This is a genomic window from Nocardioides pelophilus (assembly GCF_014180685.1).
Classification (GTDB): Bacteria; Actinomycetota; Actinomycetes; order Propionibacteriales; family Nocardioidaceae; genus Nocardioides; species Nocardioides pelophilus.
Map to the genome: position 1 here is coordinate 1 of NZ_JACEHF010000235.1, position 5,149 is coordinate 5,149.

Below are 5,149 nucleotides of genomic sequence, written 5' to 3' on the forward strand. Positions count from 1 at the left end.
GCACGCCGGCGCCGGGTGGCCGAGCAGGCCGCCGCCGTACGGCCCGAGCCGAGGCGTACGGCCGCGCTCCTCTGAGGATGCGCGGGACCCGATGGCGGCGTACCGGGAAGTAACCCTTAGCGTCGCCTCCATGCGCAGACGGGCGTCGGAGATCAGGGCCGAGATGGTCGCCAACGTGCTGTCGGTCGATGTCGCGGTGGGAGACACCGTGGCTCCCGGCGACACGGTGCTGCTGCTCGAGTCGATGAAGATGGAGATCCCGGTCATCAGCGAGCTGGGCGGGGTCGTGCAGCAGATCAAGGTCTCCACCGGCGACGTCGTCCAAGAGGGCGACCTGCTGGTCGAGCTGGGCTGACGGGCCCTTAGGCGGGCTCGTCGGGCTCGCTGGCTTCCCCGGCGTCGCGCCCCGCTGTCTCGACGGCCGTCATCGCCGTCTCGAGCAGGTCGGCCGCCGGGACGGCGAGGGCGATCGCGATCAGCACCAGCTCGCTGACGGTGAGCCCGGTGCGGCCGCGGAGCTTGTGGTGCAACGTCGACCGCGGGATGCCCGTGGCCGTGCTCAGCGCGGCGAGCTTGATCTGGCGCCGGGCGAGGATCGATCGCAGCTCGCGGAGGATCGCCCGCTGAACCTGCCCGAGACGCTGTTCCGAGTGGGACACAGGATCCACGCTAGTTCAGAATGAAACGAAGCGCAAGCACGAGTAGCCAGCGTGTTCATAATGGGATACCGTCTCGGCATGGGACAGAAGGAGCACGCATCCGCGCCGATCAACGTCGGAGCGGTCCGGTTGATCCGGGAGGGGTTCGCTGAGTCGGGGATGACGCAGGAGACCTTGTCGCGGACCTGCGGGATACCGCGGAGCACCCTCGCCAACATCTTGTCGCCGACCGCCGCACCGCGGCTGATCCACGTCGAGCAGATGATGAAGATCGCCGTCGCGCTCGGCGCCGACCCGCGGGTGTGGGCCACCGAGCTCGAGAAGGTCGCGCGCCAGCACATGGGCCCGATCGACGAGGTCGGCACCAAGCGGAAGGTCCGCGAGCGCGCCACTCCACAGGTGCAGAAGCGGGCGGCCCGCAGCAGGTCGACCAAGCCCACGCTCGGCAAGGACTAAGTGCCGGTCGCTGTGTCTACAGTCCTCGGATGATCCATCCCTGGCGCCGCCTCCGAGCCCTCAGCGGGTGGGAGCTGCGCTGGCACCAACCGGAGGACGACCCCGACCCGGGCTTCACGCTGTTCGACGAGCAGGTCATCAGCCTCCGCGCCAACCTGACGTGGGAGGAGCGACGGTGCACGGTCCTCCACGAGTGCCTGCACGCCGAGCGCGGGCCGACCCTCGTCGGCGTGCTTGCCGAGCGCGAAGAGCTGCGCGTGCGTCGCGAGGCTGCCCGGCTCCTGCTCCCGTCGATCCGACAGGTCGGCGAGGCGCTGGCCTGGGCGGCTTCCGCGGAGGAGGCGGCGGCGGAGCTGATGGTCGACGTCGACGCCCTCCACGACCGGCTCCGCTGGCTCCAGCCCGCCGAACGGCGCTACCTCAGGCAGAGGCTGGCCGGAGCGGCATGACTCCCGGTGGAGTGGGTACTTGCCCGCCATGGAGCTGCTGAGCCTGTTGCGGCCGGCGCACGAGCGGCCGCGCGACGGCGTCCTGGACGACGCCTGCACCTGCCACGAGGACTTCCACGAGCTCGGCGTGCACTGCCCGGGCTTCGCACTCCGGTGCGCTGGGGAGGACCCCGCTTCTCTAGACTCCTCCCCGGGGACCTAGTCCCCGAGGAGGGGTGCCGGAGTGGCCTATCGGAACCGCCTTGAAAGCGGTCGTAGGGAGACCTACCGCGGGTTCGAATCCCGCCCCCTCTGCGTGGAGAGTCCTGATGCGTCCGCAGCCGTCGACTATCGGATGGCCCCCTTGGTGGTGGCCCGGTTCGTCGGCGCCTACCTGATCCTGTTCGCCGTGCTGATCCTGGCCGGCACCCTGGTCGTGGCGGCCGCCGGGCTCGGTCCGGACCTGCTGGTCGTGCTGCTCGCCGCCGGGCTGCTCGGGCTCTTCGGGCTGGTGTGGTGGTTGCGCAACCGGGTGAGCGTGGTGCGGTTGACGGCCAGCGGCTACCGGGTCCGGCTGGTGCGGGGGGCCGGTGTCACCGAGGCCCGCTGGAACGAGGTCGAGGACGCGGTGGCGACCCAGCCGCAGGACGTCGCCTGCGTGGTGCTCCGGCTCAAGGACGGCCGCTCGACGACGATCCCGGTCGAGCTGCTGGCGGCCGACAAGGACGACTTCGCGCGCGACGTCCGCGACCACCTGGCGCGCGCGGCTCGCTGACGGACCGATGGGACTGGCCGATTCGGTGGGGCCGCGGGCGGCCTTGTAACCTGTCTGCGCTGACCGGTGCTCCGGTCGGCAGGGAGGCGTCGCCTAGTCCGGTCTATGGCGCCCGCCTGCTAAGCGGGTTTGGGGCTACAACCCCATCGAGGGTTCAAATCCCTCCGCCTCCGCGTCGACCCCCGGTGAGCTCGCTCGCCGGGGGTTCTCGCATCCGGAAGGCATCTCGGCCCGACCTGGCGCGGAGATCGGTTCGGTCAAGATCCGGGGCCAGGCATTGCGGGTTGTCCGTTCGGATGTTTCAGTAGTCACTGATCGACGCGTTTGTCTGGGGGCTCGTGCGACCCCGCACCAATCGGAGGGTTAGACGATGAGGGATTTCGGGCGAAGAGCAGCACTCGTGCTGGCTGCGACGGTGGCGACGGTGGGGCTCACCGCGCTCGCCACGCCGGCCGCGCCGGCGATGGATTCGGGATGGGGTTGCGGCGGAGCCTGCCGCGTGACCAACCGCTGATCTGACGTAGCGTCGAGGACGACTGCCGGCCGGTGCTGGCGGTCGTCCTCATTTTTCGGCGACGTTGTCGGTCTCACTGTCGGTCTCACTGTCGGTCTCACTGTCGGTCTCACTGTCGGTCTCGGTGCCGCCCGGCACGGACGTCGCGCGCCTGGCCTCGGACGTCTCGTTGCCCGAGATCCCGGCGCGCCCCATCGTGTAGCCGAGCTGGAACCGGGTGTCGGCGTCGTACTCGGCCTTGAGGTCGGCGACGTAGCCGGCGTACGTGCGCGGGCTCACGCCGAGCCGCTTCGCGCTCACCGCGTCGGCGTGGCCGGCGATGAGCATCCGGATCGTCATCGAGCGCTGCTCGGCCGCGATCTCCTTGACCGCGGCCTCCTCCGCGGTCACGAACGGGCGGCCGCGCGCCCAGGCCCGTTCGAAGACGTCGAGCAGGTAGGCGACCACGGCTGGTTCGCGTACGACGACCGCGGTGGCGAGCGTGTCGGGCGCCGGGGTCACCGCGGCCCCGCGGTCGTCGGCGATCACCCGGTTGAAGAACTCGGCCAGGGTGCGCACCTCCCCCCCGCGGGCCGAGNCTTCTGCGTGACCGCGTTGCGGCGCGCGCTGTGCTGGTAGAGCGTGCGCATGGAGATGCCGCGCTCGAGCGCCTGGGTGTCCCGCAGCGCCGCGGTCGCGATCGACTGCGCGTCGCGGCCGGTCTGGGGCTGGGCGGTCAGCAGGTCCTCCTCGGCGTCGCCGATCAGCGCGGTCAGGTAGGGGTTGATCGCCTCGTTGTGCAGGTAGGTGAACGGGCCCGAGCTCTGCGCCACGGGGGAGCGCCGCCAGCTGTGGTTGAGCGCCTGGAACGCCTTGGCCCACCGCGCGGACTCGTCGAGCAGCCGGGCGCCCTCGGTGCTGAGCGGGGTGACGACGCGCGACTGCACGTTGGCCGGCTCGAGCGCCCGCCAGACCCCGGCGTGCTGGTCGAGCTGGACCAGGTTGAGCTCGGCCAGCAGGTCGAGCGCCGCCTTGGTGTGGGTGCCCTCCGCGATCCGGGCGTCGTCGGGCGCGATCCCGCCCGCCTGCACCACCGCGTCGTACAGCTCGGTCGCCTCGCGCTCGAACAGCTCGCGATCCTCAGGCTCGTAGCCGGACAACACGACCTCCTGCTCCCACGCGCCGTCCGGACCGACCCCCGGCGGGCACCGTGTCGTTGCACATAATTGCAGACGGGGGGCGATTCGGCATCCGGACGAGCGCTCGGCTATTCTCGTGCGGTCGCTCGCAAGGCGGCATGCGCCCGTAGCTCAACGGATAGAGCATCTGACTACGGATCAGAAGGTTTGGGGTTCGAATCCCTACGGGCGCGCAGATCGAATGCGGGGCTGGGCCCGACCGAGCCGACTGCCGGCGTCGGGGGATCAGCCGAGGTAGTTGCCCGGCACGTAGCGAGAGCTCTGGCTCTCCTGCGCGCCGTCGGGGCGATGAGCCGAGACGGTCGTCCGGTGCTCGGCGGCGTGCCCGGGATCTCGTGCGGCGTCGGCGGCGTCGTTCGTGGCATCCGTGCGTGAGGGCAGCAGCGCGGTGGGGGCGGGGTGCGGGTTCTTCATGGGCGGGGTCCTGGTCCATGTCCAAGCTCACGGCGCGATTGCCTGACGCCGACTGGTAGCCGAGGCGTGGTACCCGATCAGCGCCTCAGGACACCTGGAGCCCGTAGACGACCTGTGCGTTGTCGCGGAACACCTTCCGCAGCACGTCCGGACCGTACGGCGCCAGCAGGTCGGCCAGGGCGCCGACGAGGGTCCCGTAGGAGGCGATCGCCTTGTCCATGGGGTAGTTGGAGCCGAACACCAGCCGGTCCTCGCCGAAGACGTCGGTGGTGTGGCGGACCAGCGGAGCCACCCGCTCGGCCAGCTCGGCCCGGCCGATGCCGGGCTCACGGTGGCCCAGCATGGGGAACGCGAGACCGGAGTGCTTGGCGACGACGTTGGGGAACGAGGCGACCTCGGCGATGTCGTCCTTCCAGCGGGCGAGCAGGTCCGAGCGGTCGCTCGCCGTACGGCCCGCCGCCTTGCCCATCGGACCGCACACGCCGACGGGTGGTGCGTAGTGGTCGAGCACGATCGTGGTGGAGGGGTACTCCTTCGCCAGCACGACCACGTCGCCGAGCTGATGGGAGTAGACGTAGGCGTCGAAGGTCAGGCTGCGCTCGGCGAGCGCGGCGAAGCCGCGGAGGAACGCGGGCGAGCGCATCACGCCCTCCTCGTCGATCCAGTTCTTGACGCCCCGGTCGGGGTGCCACGTCGTCATGGACCTGATGCCGCGGAAGCGGTCG

The 5,149-nt window shown here is 70.7% G+C and carries 9 protein-coding genes and 3 tRNA genes; 8 read left to right on the plus strand and 4 right to left on the minus strand.

What is annotated here, in order from left to right:
* The first annotated feature begins 130 nt into the window (after window positions 1-130).
* Window positions 131-355 (plus strand): biotin/lipoyl-binding carrier protein, encoded by a 225-nt coding sequence (locus H0488_RS21945; protein WP_183101337.1) that lies wholly within the window; start codon window positions 131-133, stop codon window positions 353-355.
* A 7-nt stretch (window positions 356-362) separates the two neighbouring features.
* Here the strand turns inward: H0488_RS21945 and H0488_RS21950 are convergent, their stop codons facing one another.
* Entirely contained in the window at window positions 363-659 is a 297-nt protein-coding gene (locus tag H0488_RS21950; RefSeq protein WP_183101338.1) for a helix-turn-helix domain-containing protein, read from the minus strand.
* A 78-nt stretch (window positions 660-737) separates the two neighbouring features.
* On the opposite strand from H0488_RS21950, the gene H0488_RS21955 reads away from it, so the two are divergent.
* The 6 genes from H0488_RS21955 to H0488_RS21980 all read left to right on the plus strand — a co-directional run bounded on the left by H0488_RS21955 (window position 738) and on the right by H0488_RS21980 (window position 2,491).
* Window positions 738-1,115, plus strand: a complete 378-nt coding sequence (locus H0488_RS21955; RefSeq protein WP_183101339.1) for a helix-turn-helix domain-containing protein — start codon at window positions 738-740, stop codon at window positions 1,113-1,115.
* 29 nt (window positions 1,116-1,144) lie between these two features.
* A complete protein-coding gene (locus tag H0488_RS21960) occupies window positions 1,145-1,564 on the plus strand; it encodes a hypothetical protein (protein WP_183101340.1) in 420 nt (139 codons plus the stop codon).
* Between the two features lie 28 nt (window positions 1,565-1,592).
* Window positions 1,593-1,766, plus strand: coding sequence for a hypothetical protein (locus H0488_RS21965; RefSeq protein ID WP_183101341.1), 174 nt, complete (start codon window positions 1,593-1,595; stop codon window positions 1,764-1,766).
* 7 nt (window positions 1,767-1,773) lie between these two features.
* Window positions 1,774-1,858 (plus strand) — tRNA-Ser (locus H0488_RS21970).
* Between the two features lie 40 nt (window positions 1,859-1,898).
* On the plus strand, window positions 1,899-2,318 hold the full coding sequence (locus H0488_RS21975; RefSeq protein WP_183101342.1) for a hypothetical protein: 420 nt from the start codon (window positions 1,899-1,901) through the stop codon (window positions 2,316-2,318).
* 82 nt (window positions 2,319-2,400) lie between these two features.
* Window positions 2,401-2,491 (plus strand) — tRNA-Ser (locus tag H0488_RS21980).
* Between the two features lie 389 nt (window positions 2,492-2,880).
* Here H0488_RS21980 and H0488_RS21985 read toward each other — a convergent pair.
* Entirely contained in the window at window positions 2,881-3,390 is a 510-nt protein-coding gene (locus H0488_RS21985; protein WP_183101343.1) for a hypothetical protein, read from the minus strand.
* A 720-nt stretch (window positions 3,391-4,110) separates the two neighbouring features.
* Here H0488_RS21985 and H0488_RS21995 point away from each other — a divergent pair.
* Window positions 4,111-4,183, plus strand: a tRNA-Arg gene (locus tag H0488_RS21995).
* Window positions 4,184-4,235: 52 nt separating this feature from the next.
* Here the strand turns inward: H0488_RS21995 and H0488_RS22000 are convergent.
* Window positions 4,236-4,424: a hypothetical protein gene (locus H0488_RS22000; protein ID WP_183101345.1), complete on the minus strand. Its 189-nt coding sequence runs from the start codon at window positions 4,422-4,424 to the stop codon at window positions 4,236-4,238.
* Between the two features lie 85 nt (window positions 4,425-4,509).
* Window positions 4,510-5,149 (minus strand): amidohydrolase family protein (locus tag H0488_RS22005; protein WP_183101346.1); only part of this gene is annotated, 640 nt, incomplete at its 5' end.

Coding starts and splice junctions, on each gene's coding strand:
- H0488_RS21975 (WP_183101342.1), top strand. CDS start 1,899: ATGGCCCCCTTGGTGGTGGCCCGGTTCGTCGGCGCCTACCTGATCCTG.
- H0488_RS21955 (WP_183101339.1), top strand. CDS start 738: ATGGGACAGAAGGAGCACGCATCCGCGCCGATCAACGTCGGAGCGGTC.
- H0488_RS21965 (WP_183101341.1), top strand. CDS start 1,593: ATGGAGCTGCTGAGCCTGTTGCGGCCGGCGCACGAGCGGCCGCGCGAC.
- H0488_RS21960 (WP_183101340.1), top strand. CDS start 1,145: ATGATCCATCCCTGGCGCCGCCTCCGAGCCCTCAGCGGGTGGGAGCTG.
- H0488_RS22000 (WP_183101345.1), bottom strand. CDS start 4,424: ATGAAGAACCCGCACCCCGCCCCCACCGCGCTGCTGCCCTCACGCACG.
- H0488_RS21945 (WP_183101337.1), top strand. CDS start 131: ATGCGCAGACGGGCGTCGGAGATCAGGGCCGAGATGGTCGCCAACGTG.